The sequence below is a fragment of the Mesorhizobium sp. B2-3-6 genome (assembly GCF_006442305.1).
Lineage (GTDB): Bacteria > Pseudomonadota > Alphaproteobacteria > Rhizobiales > Rhizobiaceae > Mesorhizobium.
Genome location: NZ_VFVW01000003.1, coordinates 178,939 through 199,291 on the forward strand (window position 1 = coordinate 178,939; position 20,353 = coordinate 199,291).

Genomic DNA, 20,353 nt, shown 5'->3' on the forward strand with positions numbered 1-20,353 from the left:
CTCGACGCAACCGGACGGCCCAGGACGATGCGGGACACCTCTGCCAAAAGGGTGCCCGCGCTTTCCAGGAGTACTTCGCAATGCGCAAGATCATTGTTTCGGCCGCAGCGGTTGCCATTCTTGCTTCCGGTTCGGTGGCATTCGCCGCCGTCAAGCACACCACCGGCACGATCAAGACCTTTGATACGGCGTCCAAAAGCCTGGTTCTCGACAATGGATCGTCTTTTACGCTTCCCCGGACCTTCAAGGATCCTGGCCTGAAGGTCGGCGAGAAGGTCAGAGTTTCATGGGACATGAGCGGCAAGGATAAGGTTGCCGAGGCAGTCAAGATCATGAAGTGATGACCTGCCCATAGGGCTGGCGTAAGAGGGCGGAGCAGCGCTGCTCCGCCTTTTTGTCGTTGACGGCAATCAATGCCACCCCATCTGTGTTATGGTTTCACCCGCTCGTGGTCCAACCGGTCTCAAGGTCGGACAACGCGCCAAGAAGATGCGGAGTCCCTGCCGCCTTTTGCAGGGCGGTCGACCGGACTCCATGGAGGAAAAGGAGAAATCCCATGAAGGAATTCCACTGCGGCTCGCTCGTTCCAGGTTGTGAATGGCACACGCGCGCCGAAGAGGAAGCCGAGGTCATGCGCCGTGCCGTCGAACATATGCGCGAGACGCATGGCGAGACGATCATCCGCGAAACGATGATCGAAGCGATCCGCTCGCGCATCGAGAAGGTCCGCGACGCCGCCTGATTTGGAGCAAGTTCCGGAAATCGCGGCGATTTCCGCCCGGATTGCGTTGACTGATGCTTTATCCGGCCTTCAGGGCGTGCGCGGCGCGCTTGAGCAGCGCGTCGCGATCGGGCCCAAACCCGGCATCGACCCATTCCGCTTCGAGATTCCTGAGGATCGCGCCGAGTTTTGGCCCGGGCATCCCCCCGATCGCCGTCAGATCGGCGCCCTTGAGCGGAAACACGGGCCTTTCCCATCTCAATGCGAAGGCGAGAAGTCGGGAAAAGCCGCCTGCCTCGATGAGCGCATCGGTCTGGTCCACCGCGCGCACCCGTGCCGCTGCGAGTGACAGGCGAAGCCGGTCGACGACCCCCTGCCGGTCGCCGCGGTAGAGCGTCTTGGCCAGTTCGCCTTCGGTCGTTTTCGGCGCGATCCCCGGCGTAAGCGCCCAGTCGCGCAAACGGTTTGCTTCCGCCGTCGACAGTCTCAGCCGCTCGACCAGCGTCTTCATGCGCGCCGCATCCGGCGGCACGATCGCCTCCAGCCTGAGCAGCGGGTCCGCGGTCCAGCCCAGATCCTTCTCGGCTCTGGCCAGGCCGTGGATCGCGTCGATGCCCCATTTCTCGCTTTCCGGCAGCACGCTGGTCAAAACGCTCGCCTGCCGCATCCACAACAGCGCGCGGGACGGATCGGCCGCCGACAACAGTTTCTTGAGTTCGGACCAGACGCGCTCGGCCGAGAGCTGCACGAGCCCTCCCTTCAGCCGGGCGCAAGCCTTCAGCCCCTCGGCGTCCGGCCGGCCTTCGCCATACCAGGCGAAGAAGCGGAAAAAGCGCAGGATACGCAGATAGTCCTCGCGGATACGCGCTTCCGGATCGCCGATGAAGCGCAGCCGGCGCCCCTCTATGTCGGCGACGCCGCCGACCAGATCGACGACCGTGCCGTCGGCTTCCGCGTAGAGCGCATTGATGGTGAAGTCGCGCCGTTCGGCATCAAGCTTCCAGTCTCGCCCGAACGACACCTTGGCGCGGCGGCCGTCGGTCTCGATATCCGCGCGCAGCGTGGTGATTTCATAAGGCTTGCCGCCGGCAATCACGGTGATCGTGCCGTGCTCTATGCCGGTCGGAACCGTCTTGAACCTCGCCGCCTCGGCGCGGCGGATTGTCTCCTGCGGTAGGCAGGTGGTGGCGATGTCGATGTCGGCGACGGGCTGGCCGATCAGCGTGTTGCGCACCGCGCCGCCGGCGACCCGCGCTGCCTCGCCGCCGCTCGCCAGAATGGCAAGCAGGCGCTGCAGATGCTTGTCGCCGAGCCAGTCGGCCCTGTCAGCGATCGAGACCTTCACCCATAGAGCCTTTCATAGAGCGTGCGGATGATGCCGGCGGTGACGCCCCAGATGCGCCGGTCGCCATAGGGCATATCGTAGAAGAACCATTCGAGATCGTTCCAAATGCGGCTGTCCCTGATGTGGTTGGCCGGATCCATGAGGAAGCGCAGCGGCACTTCGAAGGCCAAGTCGACCTCCTCGGCATTGAGTGTCAACTGGAAAGGCGGCCGCACGATGCCCAGCACCGGCGCGATCCTGTAACCGCTGCCCGCGACATAATCGGGCATGCGGCCGATGACCTCGATATGGTCCCGGCCAAGGCCGATTTCCTCGAAAGCCTCGCGCAGCGCCGCCGCTTCCGGACTGGCGTCGGTCGGATCGATCGTCCCGCCGGGAAAGGCCACCTGCCCGGAATGGTTGCGCAGCGTCTCGGCCCGCTTGGTCAAAAGAACCGTGGCATCGTCCTGGTGATCGACGATCGGGATCAGCACCGCCGCTTCGCGCAGCGGTTTCGCCCGGTGGAGGCGCGGATGGCCTGGATTGAAGCGATGATCGCCATAGTCGTCGCCGGCATGCGCCTGCGGCTGCGCGGCAAAGCGCGCGCGCAAATCGGCAATGGAAAAGGGCGTCGGCGTCACCTGGTCCATCATGAACTGTCCGTCACGCGCTCAGCTGCCTCAGCCTGTCGGCCGGCATGATCGGATAGGCCTGGCCTTTCGAACGAACGGCAAACATCAACCTGCCGCCGATCTCGATCTCCTCGCCATGCTCGACCAGTTCGTACATCACCGGCCGCGCCACCAGCGCCTCCAGCCGCCCGCGCACCAGCACATAAGGCTTCAGCCCGCCGGTCTCGTGCTCGTCGACGAAGCGCAGCGGCCGCTCCGGTCCGGCCTCGACGACGTCGCCGACATTGGTGCGGAACGTGATGATCTGGCCCTCGCCGCTGCCCGAGACATCCATCTCGACGGCGATGAAGGGTGCGTCGGCGACGCGGATGCCGACCTTTTCCACCGGCGTCACCAGATAGGTCCTGCCGTCCGCGTCCTTGCGCAGCACCGAGGAAAAAAGCTGTACCAGCGGCATGCGGCCGATCGGCGTGCCGAGATAGAACCAGGTGCCGTCAGCCTTGATTTCCATATCCAAATCGCCGCAGAAGTCGGGATTCCAGCGCTCCACCGGGGCCGGCCCCTTGCCGGCGCGGGCCGCACGCGAGATCAGCGCCTCGAGGCCGCGCGCCTCGGTCGCGGCCGCCAGGCTTTGCTGTCTTTGTTCGGAGCCCTCTGCCATCGTCACGAAATAGTCACTGTTGTTGCGCTTGTCAGCCTAACTCTGTGATTTAAATTTGAAGGCAGGCGCCAGACGGAGCCGAATCGCGGCATTCTGCGTCAAGCTGGTATTTCCAACCACAAGGATCGATGCTGCATGAGCGTGATGGTCAAGGAAAGCCCGATCAGCGAAAAAGACATGATCGCCGAGGCCGAGAAGGCGCTGGCCGACATTTCTAGGGTCCGCGACGGGGTCGGTCGCATCATCTTCGGCCAGGAAAGTGTCGTCGAACGCGCTCTGGTGGCGCTTCTGGCCGGCGGCCACGCGCTGCTGGTCGGCGTGCCGGGCCTCGCCAAGACCAAGCTGGTCGAGACGCTGGGCATCGTGCTCGGCCTCGATTCGCGCCGCATCCAATTCACCCCCGACCTGATGCCCTCGGACATTCTCGGCTCCGAGGTGATGGAGCAGGACGAATTCGGCAAGCGCTCCTTCCGCTTCATTTCCGGGCCGATCTTCGCGCAGTTGCTGATGGCCGACGAGATCAACCGCGCCTCGCCGCGCACCCAGTCGGCGCTGCTGCAGGCCATGCAGGAGTATCACGTCACCATTGCCGGTGCCCGCCACGACCTGCCCTCGCCTTTCCATGTGCTCGCGACGCAAAACCCGCTGGAACAGGAAGGCACCTATCCGCTGCCCGAGGCACAGCTCGACCGTTTTTTGATGCAGGTCGACATCCTCTATCCCGAACTCGAGGCCGAGCGCCGCATCCTTTTGGAAACCACTGGGGTCGAGGACGCGAAGGCACAGAATGTGCTGCAGCCGGCGCGGCTGAGGGATATCCAGACGCTGATCCGCCGCATGCCGGTGCCTGAAAGCGTGGTCGAGGCAATCCTGGCCCTGGTGCGCTCGGCGCGCCCCGGCCAGGGCAACGCCGAAACCGACAGGCATGTCGCCTGGGGCCCGGGTCCCCGCGCCAGCCAGGCACTGATGCTGTGCACGAGGGCGCGCGCGCTCTATGATGGGCGGCTGGCGCCGTCGGTCGACGATGTGCGGGCTCTGGCCGAGCCGGTGCTCCAGCACCGCATGGCGCTGACCTTCGCCGCCCGCGCCGAAGGCACCAGCGTGCGCGATGTGGTGGCCAAGCTCGTGAAAGGGATTTGATGGCGCGCATCGGCGAGCTCCAGGCTCCGGCAGCGACGCGCGACGCGCTCGCCCGCGGCCGGTTGCGGGCTTCGCTCGTGCCCGACTTGCTGGTCGAGGCGCGCCGCATCGTCAACACCGTGATCGCCGGCTGGCATGGCCGCCGCAAGCGCGGCATCGGCGAGAATTTCTGGCAGTTCCGGCCCTATGTCGAAGGCGATTCCTCGCGCATCGACTGGCGCCGCTCGGCTCGCGACGACCACACCTATGTGCGCGACCGCGAATGGGAAGCGGCCCATACGGTGTGGCTGTGGGCCGACCCCTCGCCGTCCATGCTCTACAAATCGACCGGTGCCGCCGTTTCCAAGCAATCGCGCGGCCTGGTGCTGGCGCTGGCCATGGCCGAGCTGCTGTCCCGTAGCGGTGAGCGCATCGCCTGGCCCGGCCTTACCGATCCGTTCACCGCCCGCAACGGCGCCGAGCGCATCGCCGCCCAGCTCATGCATGCCGGCGACTTGCCGGCCAAGCCCGATCTCTCCGGCATCCGCCGCTTCTGCGACATCGTCATCGCCAGTGATTTCCTCGACCCGGTCGAGGAAACCATGGCCTGGCTCGACGTGCTCGCCCGCCATGGCGTGCGCGCGCATCTGATCGAGGTCGCCGACCCGGCCGAGGAGACATTCCCCTATGCCGGCCGCACCGAATTCACCGACCCGGAGAGCGGCGAGAAGCTGACCGCCGGCCGCGCCGAGATGCTGGCCGATGAGTATCGCCTGCTCTATGGCGCCCGACGCCAGGAACTGGCCAGCTGGTGCAAGCGGCTTGGCTGGAGCTTCACCGTCAACCACACCGATCGACTGGCTTCCGACGCCCTGGTACGCCTGCACATGGCGATGACGGATGGCGGTCAGCCCGGGCTGACCGCTATTGGCCACGTCGGCATAATCGCCGGTGGCGATCAGCCCAGGCCGATCGCTGGCGATCGTGGCGGCATGATCGCTGGTGGCGATCAGCCAGGAAAGGCCGTCGCATGAGCTGGCTGCCGCTTTCCTTTGGCGCGCCCATGCTGCTGTGGGGTCTTTTGGCGCTGCCGGTGATCTGGTGGCTGCTCAGGCTGACCCCGCCCAGGCCGCAGACCGAGGTGTTTCCGCCGCTGAAGATCCTGGCGCGCGTGCTGAAGCGCGAGGAAACCCCGCAGCAGAGCCCCTGGTGGCTGACGCTGCTCAGGCTGCTGATGGCGGCGCTCATCGTCGCCGCCCTTGCCGAACCGGTCTTCAATCCGCGCGAGAAACTGCCGGCCGAGGGCGCGGCCCTGGCGCTGGTCGTCGACAATGGCTGGGCAAGCGCCGCCGACTGGAACAAGCGCATCGCAACCGCCGAGCGGCTGATCGCCGACGCCGGTTCGAACGGCGTGCCGGTCATCATCGCCTTCACCGCCGAAAAACCCAATGCCGAGATCGGCCCCTTCGATGCGGCCGCGGCGCTCGACCGCCTGCGCGCGGCAAAGCCGCGGCCGATCCCGACCGACCGGCCGGCGGTCTACGCCCGCGTCGCCGCCGCCCTGGAGCGCCTGCCGGGCGCCAGCGTCGCCGTGCTGGCCGACGGACTGGCGGCGAAGGGCGACGAGGCCGCCTTCAACACGCTCCTGTCCAAAAACGCCGCCCGCGTCGTGTGGGCCGTTGCCGACCGGATGTCGCTGACCGGCCTGACAGGCGCCGAGAACGACGTCGACGGTTTTGCCCTCACCGCCATCCGCGCGCCCGGCGATGCGGCCCCGGCGCAAGTCACCGCTGGCGCCTTCGACGACAAGGGCCGCCGCATCGCTGATGCGACGCTGACTTTCGCACCCGGCCAATCAACCGCCACCGGCACCATGGCGGTGCCGTTCGAGTTGCGCAACGATTTCGCCTCGATCGCGCTCGACGGCGAGCGTCAGGCGGGCGCGGTGCGCGTGCTGGACGAAAGCTCCAAGCGCCGCCGTGTCGGGCTCCTGTCGCAGGCCGAGGCCGACCAGGCGCAGCCGCTGCTATCGCCGCTCTACTATATCAGGCGCGCGCTCCAGCCCTTCGCCGACCTGGTCGAACCTTCCAGCGCCGACCTGGCCGACGCCATTCCGCAGATCCTCGACCAGAAGCCGGCGATGATCGTCATGGCCGATATCGGTACCATTCCCGCACAGATCAGGCCAAGGCTCGTCGACTGGGTTGAAAAGGGCGGCACCCTGGTGCGTTTCGCCGGGTCGCGGCTGGCCGCCGCCGGCAATGACGACGACCTGCTGCCGGTGCGTCTGCGCACCGGCGAACGCTCGCTCGGCGGCGCATTGTCATGGACCACGCCGCAGCCGGTCACCGAATTCCCCAAGGCTGGCCCCTTCGCCGATCTGGCGCCGCCGACCGAGGTGACCGTTTCCAGGCAGGTGCTGGCCGAACCGACGCCCGATATCGTCGAGCGCACCTGGGCAGCGCTTGCCGACGGCACGCCTCTGGTCACCGGCCTGAAGAAGGGCAAGGGCACGCTCGTGCTGTTCCACGTCACGCCCGAAGCAACCTGGTCGAACCTGCCGATCTCAGGCAGCTTCGTCGAGATGCTGCGCCGCATCGTGCAGCTGTCGCGCAACCAGGGAGCCGCCATCGCCAATGCCGAAGCCGCCGCCACCTCGCTGGCGCCCTACCGCATGATAGCGGCCGACGGAATGCTGGTGCCGCCGACGCCGGATGCGCGCCCGCTGGTGCCGGGCGCCGGTACACTGCCGGTGACCTTCGAAAACCCGCCCGGCCTCTATGGCTCGGAAGCCGGCGTTTTCGCCCACAATTTGCTCGATGCGACAAGCACGCTTGCGCCGCTGGCGCGCCCGCAAATCACTGTCCCGGTCACCACAATTCAGTATGCCTTTGACGAATCGCGTAATTTGAAGGGCGCGCTGGTGGCCGCCGCGCTGGCGCTGATGGTGCTCGATACGCTGGCGGTGTTCTGGATGGGCGGCCTGTTGACGCGCAGGCCGCGCCGCGCTGCGGCCGTAACCACCATGGCGGCCATTCTGATCGGGCTCGGCGCGCTGTTCGGCCATGTCGGCCCCGCGCGCGCCGACGATGCCAAGCCTGGCGACACCGCCGCGATAGAGGACATCTCCAAGACCCGGATAGCCTATGTGCTGACTGGCGTGCCCGGCGACGATTCGATCAGTCGCGCCGGGCTCGAGGGCCTGACCCGCTTCCTCATTGAGAAGACCGCGCTCGAGCCGGGCGCGCCGGCCGGCGTCGACATCTCCAAGGACGAGCTTTCGTTCTTTCCCCTCATCTATTGGCCGATCGATCCGGCCGCAGCCATGCCCAGCCAGGCCGCGATTGCCCGTATCGATGCCTATATGCAGCAGGGCGGCACCGTGCTGTTCGACACGCGCGACCAGTTCGCCAACGGCATCGGCGCCGACTCGACCAGCCCCGCCACCGAGCGGCTGCGCGACATCCTCGGCAACCTCAACGTGCCGCCGCTGGAGCCGGTGCCGTCGGATCATGTTCTGACCAAATCCTTCTTCATCCTGCCCGAATTCCCTGGCCGCTTCGCCGGCAGCCCGCTCTGGGTCGAGGCATCGCTCGACGCCAGCAATGCCGAAAACCGGCCGGTGCGTACCGGTGACGGCGTCTCGCCGATCATGATCACCGCCAATGATTTTGCTGGCGCCTGGGCCGTCGACGAGAATGGCGACCCGCTGCTGCCGACCGTGCCCAACGATCCGATGCAGCGCATCTATGCGCTGCGCGCCGGGGTCAACATCATGATGTACATGCTGACCGGCAACTACAAATCCGACCAGGTGCACGTGCCCATATTGCTTGAACGGTTGGGCCAGTAAGATGACGCTCCTTCTTGCGCTCGCTCCCCGGATCGGCCCTCCCTGCAAGGGGGAGGGTAAGACGTGAACTGGTCGATCTCCTTCGAACCGCTGATCTCCTGGCCGCTGCTGGCCCTGGTGCTGGTGCCGCTGGCCCTGCTCGCGGCCGTCGGCCTGTGGTTTCGCCAGCGCGGCGCGGTCCTGCGCCTCGTCGCATTGCTGGCGCTCGCCGCCGCTCTCTTCAATCCGGTGTTCCTCAACGAGGAGCGCGAGCCGCAGCAAAGCGTGGTTGCCCTGATCGTCGACCGCAGCCAGAGCCAGGACATCGGTGAACGGACCAAACAGACCAACGAGGCGCTGGCCGGGCTTGAGCAGCGCCTCGGCCGCTTCAAGCAGTTCGACGTCCGCGTCGTCGAGGCCGGCAAGTCGGAAGCCGCCGAGGAACGCACGGAAACGCGGCTGTTCGGCGCGCTCGAAAACGCCTTCCGCGACGTGCCGCCCTCGCGCATCGGCGGCGCCGTCATGATCACCGATGGCGAAGTGCATGACGCACCCGCCGGCGCGCCTGATTTCAATGCCCCGCTGCACGCCTTGATCACCGGCAACGACCACGAGAAGGATCGCCGCATACGTTTCGAGAACGCGCCCCGCTTCGCCCTCGTCGGCAAGCCGCTCGATATGACCTATCGCGTGATTTCAACCAGCAACGAGACCGGGCCGGTCGATGTGCGCGTTTCGGTCAATGGCGAGCAGGTCGCGGTCGAGCATGCCACCGTCGGGCAGGCCATGCCGCTGCACGTGACCATTCCCAGCGCCGGGCGCAACATCATCGAACTCGCCATCGATCGCGAGCCGGGCGAGCTCACCGACACCAACAACCGCGCCATCGCGCTGGTCGACGGCATTCGCGAGAACCTGCGCGTGCTGCTCGTCTCCGGTGAGCCGCACGCGGGCGAGCGCACCTGGCGCAATCTGTTGAAATCCGACGCCTCGGTCGATCTCGTCCATTTTACCATCCTGCGGCCACCGGAGAAGCAGGACGGCACGCCGATCAATGAATTGTCGCTGATCGCCTTCCCGACGCGGGAACTGTTCGTCGAGAAGATCAAGGATTTCGACCTGATCATCTTCGACCGCTACCAGCACCGCGACGTGCTGCCGATCCTCTATTACGACTACATCTCCGAATATGTCGAAAAGGGCGGCGCGCTGCTGATTGCGGCCGGACCCGAATATGCCGGTGAAAGCTCGATCGCGCGTACGCCTCTGATGTCGGCGCTGCCGGCGATGCCGACCGGCGAGGTCGTCGACAAGGCGTTCTACCCTCGCCTCACCGACATCGGCCAGCGCCATCCGGTGACGCGCGGTCTCGACGGCTCTGCCAGCGAGCCGCCGCACTGGAGCCGCTGGTTCCGCACCATAGGCGTGCAGAATCCCGAAGGCGAGGTGGTGATGAAGGGAGCCGACAACCGGCCGCTGCTCCTGCTCGACCGCAAGGGAGAAGGCCGCGTCGGCATGCTTCTGTCCGACCAGGGCTGGCTGTGGGCGCGCGGCTTCGAAGGCGGCGGCCCGCATGTCCAGCTCTACCGCCGAATCGCCCACTGGCTGATGAAGGAGCCAGAACTCGAGGAGGAACGGCTGACCGCCGACGGGCGCGGCATGGTGCTGGAAATTCGCCGCCAGACCATGGCCGACGATCCCGGCCCGGCCCAGATCATCACGCCCTCCGGCAAGACCATCACCGTCAAGCTCGAGAAATCCGAACCCGGTGTCTTCCTGGGCAGCGCCCAGACCTCCGAGATCGGCCTTTACCAGGTCGGCAATGGCGACCTTACCGCGCTCGCCCATGTCGGGCCGGTCAACGCACCCGAATTCGCCGACGTCGTTTCCACGCAGGACCGGCTGAAGGCTCCCGCCGAAGCCACCGGCGGCAGCGTTCGCAGGCTTGCGGGATCGACCCTGGGAGGCGGCGACGTGACCTTGCCCTCGATCGTCCCCGTACGGTCCTCGGGAGAAGCGTCCGGCGCCGACTGGATCGGCCTGCGCACCACCGACGACAGCGTGCTCAAGGCGGTCTCGCGCGTGCCGCTGTTCAGCGGCTTCCTCGGCCTCGGCCTGCTGCTGCTGGCGATGGGTTCGATGTGGTACCGCGAGGGACGATAGGAGCATTTTCCCTCCTCCCCTTGTGGGAGAAGGTAAGAAACCTGCTCTACTCCTCCGGCTCCGTCGTGAACATTAGCGGATAGCCCTTGGCCTTGCCGGCGTCGGTGGCCCGTGTCGCCTTTGTCTCGGCGACGTCCTTGGTGAAGACGGCGACGACGCAGACGCCGCGCCGATGCGCCGTGATCATCACCCGATGCGCCTGGTCTTCGCTGAGCTTGAACTCGCCCTTCAGCACCGTCACCACGAATTCACGCGGCGTGAAATCGTCATTGAGCAGGATGACCTTGTAGAGCTTCGGCCGCTCAGTCTTGGGTAGGGTCTGCGTACGGGGTTTTGTCGTGATTTCAGGCATGGGAACCGGCAATTGCGCGAGCCTCGGCTACGCCCCTATTTTCGCACGGGCGAAAGCGAGCGTCCAATCACAGAGCTATGTGGGAAGTGCGGCCCGCGGTTCAACGGCCCTGGCGGCCGAAGCCGCTCCGGGAGGGCAAGTTTCCGGCAGCATCCGACCGGCGTTCCATCCAGGATGCGACCGGCCAGGCGACGACGCAGATCAGCGTCACGCTGGCAAGTGCGATGAGCAGCCAGGTCTGCGCGGGCGTGATGTAATCCCAGTCGGTGGAAATCACAGGCGCGAACAGTGACGGCTCGGTGCGGCCGCTGGCCGGATCCGGCACGGGACTGGCGGTGAGCAGGATCATAAGCCGGGCGGCGCCGGTGGCGACCAGGCCGCCGAACACGATCGAGCGCAGAATGGACGAAAGCCGCCTCTTCATGCGGATTGTCCTACGGCGCCGGCCTTGCAATCGGGTTAAGGCCGATCGAGACAAAACCGCCGGCGCCGGCTTCGGCCACATCGTTCGGACCTGTCCGTTCGCTTCACTGCCGATACACGGCCTTCGGCTTTTTCGGACAGGAAGAAGGCCGCTCCAGCAAAACGCGACTGGAGCGGCCTTGTCATAAGGCAGGCAGTGTGCCCGACCTGGATTAAGCCTTCGGAGCGACCTTCTTGTCGGTCTTCTTGACAGTCTTCTTCGCCTTCTTGTGCTTCTTGGCAACGACCTTCTTCACCGGAGGCTTGGCGGTCGTGGTCGCCGGAGCGGTGGTCGTCGAGGAAGCAGCCGGAGCGGCGGTCGTGGTGGCAGCGGCGTTGCCGAGAGCCGGCATGGCGAAGGCGAGAGCAACGGCGAGACCGGTGGCGGAGAGGATGGACTTTTTCATGGCTTCATTTCCTTTTCATGCGGGTCGGGTTTCGAGTGTCACTGAACCGGGTCGTTCGGTGTCACCCCCAGCAACTTCAAAGCGTTGGCGAGCATCCGGATGCCCTGTGCCTGTTTCTTGGCGGCGCAGTACCGGTTGCCCTTTCTCTGAAGTGCCTTTGCCGCGGTGACCTGCGTTGCCGTGGCATGGGTTTCGAGGGCTTCGTCGAATTGGTGGCTGAGATTGGCACACCGCTCGGTCCGGGTGGTGGGCGTCACTTTTGCATCCGATTGTCCAGCAGCGGCTGTGACGAGCGAAATGCCCATCAACGCACCCAACAAACTGATCGACAACCTTGGCATCGGTTAATCCGTGAACCCGGAGACTTGCGTCGCGGCCAAATGACCTGACCGCCACGGCACCGTTATGCCGGCCTAGTTTTTCAGGAGTTTTTCCCGATTGTAGAATTTTGTTTCTGGATTGTGTCTGTGCGCCCCGGCGGGAGGCTTCCAGCGCATTCAGTGTGGAGATTGCCGGATTTACCTTGCCTTGAAATCCAAGGCACTGGCCAACATATGGCCCGAATTCTATCGTGTGGGTGGCCGCCTGCCGGCTTGGCAGGTCAACGAAGACAGGATCCCCGTGAAATCCGACGCACACATACTGATCGTCGACGACGACAAGGGCATTCGCGACCTGCTGCAGGAGTTCTTCCAGAAGCGCGGTCTGCACACATCGGTTGCCGCCGACGGCACCGAGATGGAAACGATCCTGCGCCGTGCACAGGTCGATCTCATCGTGCTCGACGTCATGCTGCCCGGCAGGAGCGGGCTGGAACTGTGCCGTGACATCCGGGCCCAGTATTCGACGCCGATCATCATGTTGACCGCCGTCACCGAGACGACAGACCGCGTGGTTGGCCTCGAGATGGGCGCCGACGACTATGTGCCCAAACCTTTCGACCCCCGCGAATTGCTGGCCCGCATACGCGCCGTGCTGCGGCGCAACGGCGCCCCCGAGCCCAAGCGCGCCACATCGAAGCAGATCTACCGCTTCGCCGGCTGGACGATGGATTGTTCGCGGCGCCGGCTGACCGCGCCCGACGATGTCAGGGTCGAACTGACCATGGCGGAGTTCAACCTGTTGCAGACCTTCGTCAAGAGCGCACAGCGCGTGCTGACCCGCGACCAGCTCATCGAACTCTCCGGCGGCGACAGCGATTATTCCTTCGACCGCAGCATCGACATCCTGGTCAGCCGGCTGCGGCGCAAGATGGAAGATGATCCCAAGACGCCCAAGCTGATCCTGACGGTGCGCAGCGGCGGCTATCAGTTCCTCCCCGAAACGACTTCCGAATGAGACGTTTCCTGCCGCAGACCCTGCCTGTCTGGGTGCTGCTGATCGTCATTGCCGGCCTGCTGATCAGTCAGGTCGCGACGCTCTACATCGTGTCGCGCGACCGCGCGGCCGCCAATGACGTGGTCGATCTCTACCGCCTCAACGACCGCGCCTATTCGCTGGTGCAGCTGATGCATGCCGCCACGCCCGAGGAACGCAAGGCGACCGCATCCGGCCTGTTCAACGCCACCTATGCTCTCACGGTTTCAGACACCCCCGCGGTCACCTCGTCGATCGCCGGCGACGATGAACTCGCCGAGTTGGAAGACATTCTCGTTGGACGGCTGTCGAAGTTCGGCGTCACCGACGCGCGCGTCCGGCGCGATCCGGCGACGCAGGAATCCGACAGCCCCGGTGGCGAGGTCATGAACAGGGACGTCGGCCAGGTGGAACGCGATCTCCTGGTGCTGGCGGCGAATTTCGCCCAGAGTGACAAGCTGACCGCCTCGCTGCGCTTCGCCGACGGCCAATGGCTGAACTTCACCGAGCCGATCACGCCGGTCGGCCCGATCCTGAGCTTCGACAGCCTGCCGCTCTATTCGCTGATAGCGGGGCTGGTGGTGATCATGTCGATCTGGTCGCTGCGCCGGCTGACCGCGCCCTACCGAATGATGGAAACCGCCGTGAACCGGATCGGCAATGACCTCAAGAGCCCGCCGATCGCCGAAAGCGGCAGCCGCGAGGTGCGCGCCGCCGCCAAGGCGATCAACGCCATGCAGGCGAGACTGCGTGAATATGTCGAGGACCGTGAGCACCTGGCCGCCGCGCTGGCGCACGACCTGCGCACGCCGATGACCAGGATGCGGCTGCGCCTGGAACTGTTGCGCAAGTCGGCGGTTCGCGAGGCGCTGGCGCACGATCTCGCCGATGTCGAGAGCATCGCCAGCTCGGTGATCGACTTTGCCACTTTCGAGGTGAACGAGGAAAAGAGCGAGCGCATCGACTTCTGGTCGCTGGTGGAATCGATCGCCGACGGCTACGCCGAGGTCTCCTTCGACAATGATGATACGCGCTCGCGCGGTCTGATCTGCATGGCGCGGCCGGTCGCGCTCAAGCGCTGCGTCACCAATCTTGTGCAAAATGCAGTCACCTACGGCAAGAAGGCGCATCTCAGCCTGTACCGGTCGGGCGACATGATCACGCTGGCCATACGCGACGAAGGGCCGGGTATTCCGCAAGCCCAGATCGACGCCGTGTTCGGATCTTTCGTGCGCCTGGAACAGTCCCGCAACCGCCAGACCGGCGGCCTCGGCCTCGGCCTCACCATCGCCCGCAACATCGCGCGTGCCGCCGGCGGCGAGATCCGCCTGTCCAACCATCCGGACGGCGGCCTGCTGACGGAGCTGCGTCTGCCGCTGGCGACTTGAGACGCGACTGAGGGATTACCGCCGCAGCACCGCGCTCAGCACGTCCCTGATGCCGATCGCGCCGACGAAGCGCGACTGGTCATCGAACAGCGCCACGGGCGCAGTCTGCGACCGGTGCATGGCCAGCATCACGGTCTTCAGCGACGTTCCGGGATTGGCCCAGAACACCTGGGCCGCTTCCTCGGGCTGGCCTTCGACCTCGGCGCAGGACACCCATACCGCCGGCTTGCCGTCACGCTCAGCCGCCGCCACGAGGCCATGGTCGTCGATCTTGAAGCGCGTCGTCTTGCGCCGGTCGAGCCACACCCAGCCGTCCTTGCCCTGTTCGAGATCGCGGCGGTCGCGCATCACGTTCCAGGCGGTGAGCACCGACAGCGGATTCACATTGGCGATGAAGTCGCGGACATAATCGTTAGCGGGCTTGAGCACGATGTCCTCCGCCGCGCCGGTCTGCACGATGCGTCCGCCCTCCATGATTGTGATGTGGCTGCCGATCTTCAGCGCTTCCTCGAGGTCGTGGCTGACGAAGATGATGGTCTTCTTCAGTTCGGCCTGCAGCTGCAGCAACTCGTCTTGCAGCTTGGTGCGGATCAGCGGGTCGAGCGCCGAGAACGGCTCGTCCATCAGAAGGATCGGCGCCTCGGTGGCGAAGGCGCGCGCCAACCCGACGCGCTGCTGCATGCCACCCGAAAGCTCATGCGCGTATTTCTTCGACCACTGCTCGAGATTGACCAGCTTGAGCTGCCTGTGCACGCGCTCCTTGCGCTCGGCGTCCGGCACGCCGGCAAGTTCGAGGCCAAGCCCGACATTCTCTTCCACCGTCCGCCACGGCAGCAGGCCGAACTGCTGGAACACCATGGCAACCTGCTTCTGCCGCAGGCGCCGCAAGGTAGCCTCGTCGCAGGTGACGACATCGACGGTGCGGTCGCCATCCTTGACCAGAACCTGGCCGCGCGAGACGACGTTCAGGCGATTGACCGCTCTCAGCAGTGTCGACTTGCCCGAGCCGGACAGACCCATGAGGACGGAAATCTCGCCCTCATGCACGGTAAGGCTGGCCCCGGCACAACCGAGCACATTGCCGGTCTGCTCGAGGATCTCGGCGCGCGTCGCACCCTTGTCGATCAGCGCCAGCGAACCCGCCTGGTCGGCGCCGAAGACGATATCGACGTTCCTGAAATCGACGGCGACGGTCATTTCTTGCCTCCAACGCCAATGCGGGTCATGCGGTCGAGCACGATGGCGAGCACGACAATGGCGAGCCCGGCCTCGAGGCCGAGATCGATGCGGCGCGAACCGAGCGCGCGGTTGATCTCGGTGCCGAGCCCGCCGGCGCCGATCAGCGCCGCGAACACCACCATCGACAGCGACAGCATGATCGACTGGGTCAGGCCCGCCATGATGGTGGGCAGCGCCGAGGGCAGCTCGACCTTCCACAGCAGCTGGCTCCTGGTGGCGCCGAAGGCCTCGCCGGCCTCGATGATCGATTTGGGCACCGAGACGACGCCGAGATGCGTGAGCCGGACCGCGGTCGGGATGACGAAGATGATGGTGACGATGAGGCCGGGCGCGTTGCCAAGGCCGAACAGGGTCAGCACCGGGATCAGGTAGACGAAGGTCGGCAGCGTCTGCATCAGGTCGAGCACCGGCAGCATGAAGCGGTAGACCTTCGGCTTGTGCGCCGCCCAGATGCCGAGCGGCACGCCGATGGCCATTGCCATGGCGGCGGCGGCCACGACCAGCACCAGCGTCTGCACCGTCTGTTTCCACAGGTTCTGGTTGATGATGAAGATCAGCCCGAGGAAGACGCCGATCGCGAGCGGGCGCGAACGCTGCAGCAGCCAGGCAATGATGGCGATGATGAGCGCCAGCAGCACCGGCGGCACCACCAGCAGGAGGTCGACCAGGCCGTCGAGGATGAAGTTCAGGCCGTTGGAAAAGGCCCTGAAGACGGTGTCGAAATTGTCGGTGAGAAACCCGAAGAACGCCTTGCCCCATGGGCCGATGGGAATCTTGTAGCTGACCAGGAATTTGGAAATCGGATCCATCTTGCCCCCTCTCCTACCGGCATCGCTTTGCCGCGGTGTCCGCTGTCGTCACGTCATCTTCTCACAGCATATGAAAAAGGGCAGCCTTTTCCAGTGGCTGCCCTTTTGTTCTCACGCGTGCATGCCGAAGTCAGTCGGCTCAGCTCCCCAGTGCGGTCTTGATGGCCGCTGCCGCATCGCCGCCGTCGAAGGTGGTCACGCCGGCGATCCAGGGTGTCACGGCATCCGGATTTTTCTTCAGCCAGTCGGTGGCGACAGTCTGGGCGTCGCCGCCCTTGAGGATGGCGTCCATCAACTGGCCTTCCATGTCCAGGTTGAACTTGAGGTTGGCAATGAGCTTGCCGGCGTTCGGGCACTCGGTGGTGTAGCCCTTGCGCACATTGGTGTGGACGGTGGCGGCACCGAAGCCGCTGTCGCCCATGCCGTCGAGATAGGTGATCTTCATGGCGCCCATCACCGGGTGCGGCGTCCAGCCGAGGAAGGCGATCCACTCATTGTTCTTCATCGACTGCTCGGCCTGCGTCAGCATGCCGGCCTCCGAGGATTCGACCAGTTCGAAGCCTTCGAGATTGTCCTTCGGGTTCTTGATCATGTCGAGGATGATGCGGTTGCCGTCATTGCCGGCCTCGATGCCGTAGATCTTGCCGTCGAACTTGTCCTTGAACTTGCCGAGGTCGGTGAGTGTCTTGACGCCGGCATCCGCCACATAGGTCGGCACGACGATGCCGTAGCCGGCGCCGGTCAAGTTCGTGCTGATGGTCTCCACCGAACCGTCGGCCGTGTAGTCCTTGATGTCGTTGGTCATCGACGGCATCCAGTTGCCCAGGAAGACATCGAGGTCCTTGTTCTTCAGCGACGCCATCGTCACCGGCACCGATAGCTGGATTACCTGCGGCTCGTAGCCGAGCGCCGTGAGCAGCACCGAGGCGATGCCGGTCGTCGCCTGGATATCGGTCCATCCGACATCGGAAAGGCGTACCGCCTTGCAGCTAGCCGGATCCCCGGCGAAGGCAGCGCTCGTCGACAAGAAAGCCGCAAGGCCGAGGCCTGCGACGAAGGAATTCATACGCGACATGAACTTTCTCCCATTTCGATTCTTTGGCGAGGCGAAGTCACGGTTTTTGTGCCCGCCTTGTTTCGTCAGCCAAACACCATTCTCGTGCGGTTTCAAGCATTAAGGCAATCACGATCAACGGCGCTGGCTGGCCGATCAGCGACACGTCTGCCGCTTTTTCCATGCAAGCCGGCTTTTTTGGTGGAAGGCCTGCCAGGGGCCTTCCCCGGGCCCGGCCAAGTGGGCTTAAAAGGGCGCCATGGCCAAACTGTATTTCCACTACGCGACGATGAATGCGGGCAAGACGACGATGCTCCTGCAGGCGTCGTACAATTACCGCGAGCGCGGCATGACGACGATGCTGTTCGTCGCCGGCCACTACCGCAAGGGCGACACCGGCCTGATTTCGTCACGCATCGGACTGGAAACGGAAGCCGAGATGTTTCGTGACGGCGACGACCTGTTCGCCCGCGTCGCCGAACATCATCAGCACGGTGCCGTGCATTGCGTCTTCGTCGACGAGGCGCAGTTCCTCGAGGAGGAGCAGGTCTGGCAGCTCGCCCGGATCGCCGACCGGCTCGACATCCCGGTCATGTGCTATGGCCTGCGCACGGATTTCCAGGGCAAGCTGTTTTCCGGCTCGCGCGCGTTGCTGGCCATAGCCGATGAGCTGCGCGAAGTGCGCACCATCTGCCGCTGCGGCCGCAAGGCGACGATGGTGGTGCGCCTCGGCCCCGACGGCAAGGTCGCTCGGCAGGGCGAACAGGTGGCGATCGGCAAGGACGTCTATGTCTCGCTCTGCCGTCGCCACTGGGAAGAAGAAATGGGTCGCGCCGCCCCCGACGATTTCATCGGCTTTGTCGCGCCTTGACCGGGCTGTGGCATCACGGCCGCCACACTTGCCGCCATCGATCGGCTTTCGCGATCCCGCCACGATGCAGCGTTTGTTAAGGCCCCGGTCCTATTCTGCGTCCTCTCGTTCCAGCCAGAACTCGTCGGGGATAGCCATGTTTCGAGCCGCTTCGTCTGCCGCAGCCTTTCTGCTTGCCGGCGTCCTTGCCGCCCATGCCGGCGGCGATCCGGCACTGGGCAAGAGGGTCTTCAACCGATGCATGGCCTGCCATGAAGCAGCGAGCGACCGCGACAAGGTCGGCCCGCATCTGATGGGTGTCGTCGGCCGCGCCGCCGGCAGTGCCGAGAGCTTCCTCGGCCATTACTCCGAAGCGATGAAGAGTGCAGGCGCCGCCGGTCTCGTCTGGGACGAGGCCAACCTCGCCGAGTATCTGAAGGCGCCGCGGCAAAAAGTGCCCGGTAACAAGATGGCCTTTGCCGGCCTGAACAACGACGAGGACATCGCCAATGTCATCGCTTATCTGAAGGCCGATCCCAAGCCCTGAGCCAGGATTATTCCGTCCCCGCGATGGACGCCGAGCTGCCACCGTCCTCACCGCGCTCAATGCTCCGTCGGATTTCAGGCATTCGTGGCAGCGGGGGACTGAATGCCTGGCCGACATCCGCCGACGTTGAAGTTCAATGACAGTTGAACCACGCGTATTCCAAACGATCCTTTCGCCATGATCGCGGATCGATTGCGTTTCAAGGGCGTGGGCAAGGTTTTTGTTTTCGAAGCGCCCCTGTCTTCACGTCTTTCAATCCCCTGAAGCCCCACATATATTCGCCGCTGTTCGCAATCAGCGACCTGATGCCGGAGCGGGAGGCCCTTATGGCGACATTGCAGAATTTCGATGCCGAAATTGCCAGGACCAAGCAGGTCGTCCAGGACATGCGCACCAAGATAGATCAGTCCGGCGCCGTGCTCGACAAACTTGCCACCGCCGACAAGAAGATCGGCGACGCCAATTTCGATATCGAGAACGCCCGCATCGAAGACGTGCTGAAGCAACAGAAGGTGATGGAAGGCAATATTGCCGACCTGATCATCGGGCTGGAGGACGCCACCAACGTTTTCGGCGCCGAGTTCGAGAGCATGAAGAACTACACCGGCTGGGAAAACTTCATCGGCATCTTCTCCAGCCAGCGCAAGCAGCGTCTGCGCACCGACCGCGTCCGCAACATGTCACTGGCGGGCAACCTGCAGGAATTGCTGGCCAAGTCCGACACCATCGTCGGCATATTGAAGGCGCAGAAAGAAGTCCTCGACCAGCGCTACAAGACCTCCGAGACCAGCCTGTCGCAGGTTATCGAGCGCCGCAAGGCCACCATGTCCAACCTGGAAACCGTGCAGAAGCGCATCGAGGAGCTCAATCCGATGCTGCTCGACATCGAAAACAAGATCGCGGCCTCCACCAGCCAGAAGGAACGCACGCAGCTCGAAGGCGAACGTTCCAAGCTCGCCACGGAATACAATGAGAAGCAGGCCAAGGAACAGGAGTTGCTGGCCGAGAGCCAGACGCTGGAGCGCTACACCTCGATGTTCCAGACCTTCGTCGATTCGCTCAACAACCAGATCGCCGCACAGTCGACCCTGATCAACAAGCTGACCATCGACACCGAGCAGCGCATCGTTCTCTACAAGGCGCTGGAGGATTCGCTGAAGACCGCGGCTCAGCAGGACGTCGCCCACAAGATCAACACGCTGGGCAGCCAGGTCGACAACACCGCCGAGGAGACCATGGCCGGCATTGGTGCCGCCTCGCAGAAGCACATTGGCGACCTGCTCGAGATGCACGAGAAGAACATGGTGGCCACCGCCGACATCCAGCGCCGCAAGAAGCTGGCCGACGACGCCTTCGCCCGCCGTTTCGACGAAGTGCTGAAGAAGCACAATTCGGCCAATTACGTGCAGTCGTAATTGCCGCCCGCACCGGTGCGAC

At 64.6% G+C, this 20,353-nt stretch carries 22 protein-coding genes; 11 read left to right on the forward strand and 11 right to left on the reverse strand.

The genetic code is table 11. The features are described 5' to 3' along the window. Window positions 1–80 precede the first annotated feature (80 nt). Window positions 81–341, forward strand: a complete 261-nt coding sequence (locus FJ953_RS10075) for a DUF1344 domain-containing protein (protein WP_140524919.1) — start codon at window positions 81–83, stop codon at window positions 339–341. Between the two features lie 215 nt (window positions 342–556). After that, window positions 557–742: a DUF1059 domain-containing protein gene (locus tag FJ953_RS10080; protein WP_140496047.1), complete on the forward strand. Its 186-nt coding sequence runs from the start codon at window positions 557–559 to the stop codon at window positions 740–742. 58 nt (window positions 743–800) lie between these two features. On the opposite strand, the gene FJ953_RS10085 is transcribed toward FJ953_RS10080, so the two are convergent. From FJ953_RS10085 to FJ953_RS10095, 3 genes are read right to left on the reverse strand one after another with little or no spacing between them, the layout of a single operon-like run. Then, window positions 801–2,066, reverse strand: a complete 1,266-nt coding sequence (locus FJ953_RS10085; protein ID WP_140624175.1) for a CCA tRNA nucleotidyltransferase — start codon at window positions 2,064–2,066, stop codon at window positions 801–803. Beyond that, entirely contained in the window at window positions 2,063–2,695 is a 633-nt protein-coding gene (locus tag FJ953_RS10090; RefSeq protein WP_140524963.1) for a CoA pyrophosphatase, read from the reverse strand. The genes FJ953_RS10085 and FJ953_RS10090 overlap by 4 nt, the downstream gene beginning before the upstream one ends. Before the next feature lie 13 nt (window positions 2,696–2,708). Beyond that, on the reverse strand, window positions 2,709–3,338 hold the full coding sequence (locus FJ953_RS10095) for a DUF1285 domain-containing protein (RefSeq protein ID WP_140517010.1): 630 nt from the start codon (window positions 3,336–3,338) through the stop codon (window positions 2,709–2,711). 135 nt (window positions 3,339–3,473) lie between these two features. On the opposite strand from FJ953_RS10095, the gene FJ953_RS10100 reads away from it, so the two are divergent. The 4 genes from FJ953_RS10100 (at window position 3,474) to FJ953_RS10115 (ending at window position 10,452) form a co-directional block, all read left to right on the forward strand. Continuing rightward, complete coding sequence (locus FJ953_RS10100) at window positions 3,474–4,478, forward strand: MoxR family ATPase (protein ID WP_140496049.1); 1,005 nt, start codon at window positions 3,474–3,476, stop codon at window positions 4,476–4,478. Next, window positions 4,478–5,491: a DUF58 domain-containing protein gene (locus FJ953_RS10105; RefSeq protein WP_140624178.1), complete on the forward strand. Its 1,014-nt coding sequence runs from the start codon at window positions 4,478–4,480 to the stop codon at window positions 5,489–5,491. Before FJ953_RS10100 ends, FJ953_RS10105 begins: the two co-directional genes overlap by 1 nt. Further along, window positions 5,488–8,310, forward strand: a complete 2,823-nt coding sequence (locus FJ953_RS10110) for a DUF4159 domain-containing protein (RefSeq protein WP_140496051.1) — start codon at window positions 5,488–5,490, stop codon at window positions 8,308–8,310. Before FJ953_RS10105 ends, FJ953_RS10110 begins: the two co-directional genes overlap by 4 nt. A gap of 63 nt (window positions 8,311–8,373) precedes the next feature. Further along, window positions 8,374–10,452, forward strand: coding sequence for a hypothetical protein (locus FJ953_RS10115; protein ID WP_140624181.1), 2,079 nt, complete (start codon window positions 8,374–8,376; stop codon window positions 10,450–10,452). Between the two features lie 46 nt (window positions 10,453–10,498). Here the strand turns inward: FJ953_RS10115 and clpS are convergent, their stop codons facing one another. From clpS to FJ953_RS10135, 4 genes are all read right to left on the reverse strand, one after another. Continuing rightward, window positions 10,499–10,804, reverse strand: coding sequence for an ATP-dependent Clp protease adapter ClpS (gene clpS / locus FJ953_RS10120; protein WP_140496053.1), 306 nt, complete (start codon window positions 10,802–10,804; stop codon window positions 10,499–10,501). Window positions 10,805–10,904: 100 nt separating this feature from the next. Next, entirely contained in the window at window positions 10,905–11,228 is a 324-nt protein-coding gene (locus FJ953_RS10125) for a hypothetical protein (protein ID WP_140624184.1), read from the reverse strand. 211 nt (window positions 11,229–11,439) lie between these two features. Next, entirely contained in the window at window positions 11,440–11,673 is a 234-nt protein-coding gene (locus FJ953_RS10130; RefSeq protein WP_140496055.1) for a hypothetical protein, read from the reverse strand. A 38-nt stretch (window positions 11,674–11,711) separates the two neighbouring features. Next, window positions 11,712–12,014 (reverse strand): hypothetical protein, encoded by a 303-nt coding sequence (locus FJ953_RS10135; protein WP_140556114.1) that lies wholly within the window; start codon window positions 12,012–12,014, stop codon window positions 11,712–11,714. Between the two features lie 280 nt (window positions 12,015–12,294). Between FJ953_RS10135 and FJ953_RS10140 the strand changes: the two genes are divergently transcribed. Both FJ953_RS10140 and FJ953_RS10145 read left to right on the forward strand, forming a co-directional pair. Next, window positions 12,295–13,011 carry a response regulator transcription factor gene (locus tag FJ953_RS10140; RefSeq protein WP_140556209.1) on the forward strand — a complete coding sequence of 239 codons (717 nt, stop codon included), beginning with the start codon at window positions 12,295–12,297 and terminating at the stop codon, window positions 13,009–13,011. Beyond that, window positions 13,008–14,417 carry an ATP-binding protein gene (locus FJ953_RS10145; RefSeq protein ID WP_140496058.1) on the forward strand — a complete coding sequence of 470 codons (1,410 nt, stop codon included), beginning with the start codon at window positions 13,008–13,010 and terminating at the stop codon, window positions 14,415–14,417. The genes FJ953_RS10140 and FJ953_RS10145 overlap by 4 nt, the downstream gene beginning before the upstream one ends. Before the next feature lie 15 nt (window positions 14,418–14,432). Here the strand turns inward: FJ953_RS10145 and choV are convergent, their stop codons facing one another. The 4 genes from choV to FJ953_RS31100 form a co-directional block, all read right to left on the reverse strand. Continuing rightward, window positions 14,433–15,614 carry a choline ABC transporter ATP-binding protein gene (gene choV / locus FJ953_RS10150; protein ID WP_140496059.1) on the reverse strand — a complete coding sequence of 394 codons (1,182 nt, stop codon included), beginning with the start codon at window positions 15,612–15,614 and terminating at the stop codon, window positions 14,433–14,435. Then, window positions 15,611–16,465, reverse strand: a complete 855-nt coding sequence (choW, locus tag FJ953_RS10155) for a choline ABC transporter permease subunit (RefSeq protein ID WP_140496060.1) — start codon at window positions 16,463–16,465, stop codon at window positions 15,611–15,613. Before choW ends, choV begins: the two co-directional genes overlap by 4 nt. A gap of 139 nt (window positions 16,466–16,604) precedes the next feature. Then, window positions 16,605–17,540 (reverse strand): choline ABC transporter substrate-binding protein, encoded by a 936-nt coding sequence (locus FJ953_RS10160; RefSeq protein WP_140496061.1) that lies wholly within the window; start codon window positions 17,538–17,540, stop codon window positions 16,605–16,607. 37 nt (window positions 17,541–17,577) lie between these two features. After that, entirely contained in the window at window positions 17,578–17,703 is a 126-nt protein-coding gene (locus FJ953_RS31100; RefSeq protein ID WP_263483040.1) for a hypothetical protein, read from the reverse strand. Between the two features lie 75 nt (window positions 17,704–17,778). Between FJ953_RS31100 and FJ953_RS10165 the strand changes: the two genes are divergently transcribed. From FJ953_RS10165 to FJ953_RS10175, 3 genes are all read left to right on the forward strand, one after another. Next, window positions 17,779–18,390 carry a thymidine kinase gene (locus FJ953_RS10165; RefSeq protein ID WP_140516940.1) on the forward strand — a complete coding sequence of 204 codons (612 nt, stop codon included), beginning with the start codon at window positions 17,779–17,781 and terminating at the stop codon, window positions 18,388–18,390. A gap of 136 nt (window positions 18,391–18,526) precedes the next feature. Continuing rightward, complete coding sequence (locus FJ953_RS10170) at window positions 18,527–18,916, forward strand: cytochrome c family protein (protein ID WP_140496063.1); 390 nt, start codon at window positions 18,527–18,529, stop codon at window positions 18,914–18,916. Between the two features lie 326 nt (window positions 18,917–19,242). Continuing rightward, window positions 19,243–20,331 (forward strand): hypothetical protein, encoded by a 1,089-nt coding sequence (locus FJ953_RS10175; RefSeq protein WP_140496064.1) that lies wholly within the window; start codon window positions 19,243–19,245, stop codon window positions 20,329–20,331. Window positions 20,332–20,353 lie beyond the last annotated feature (22 nt).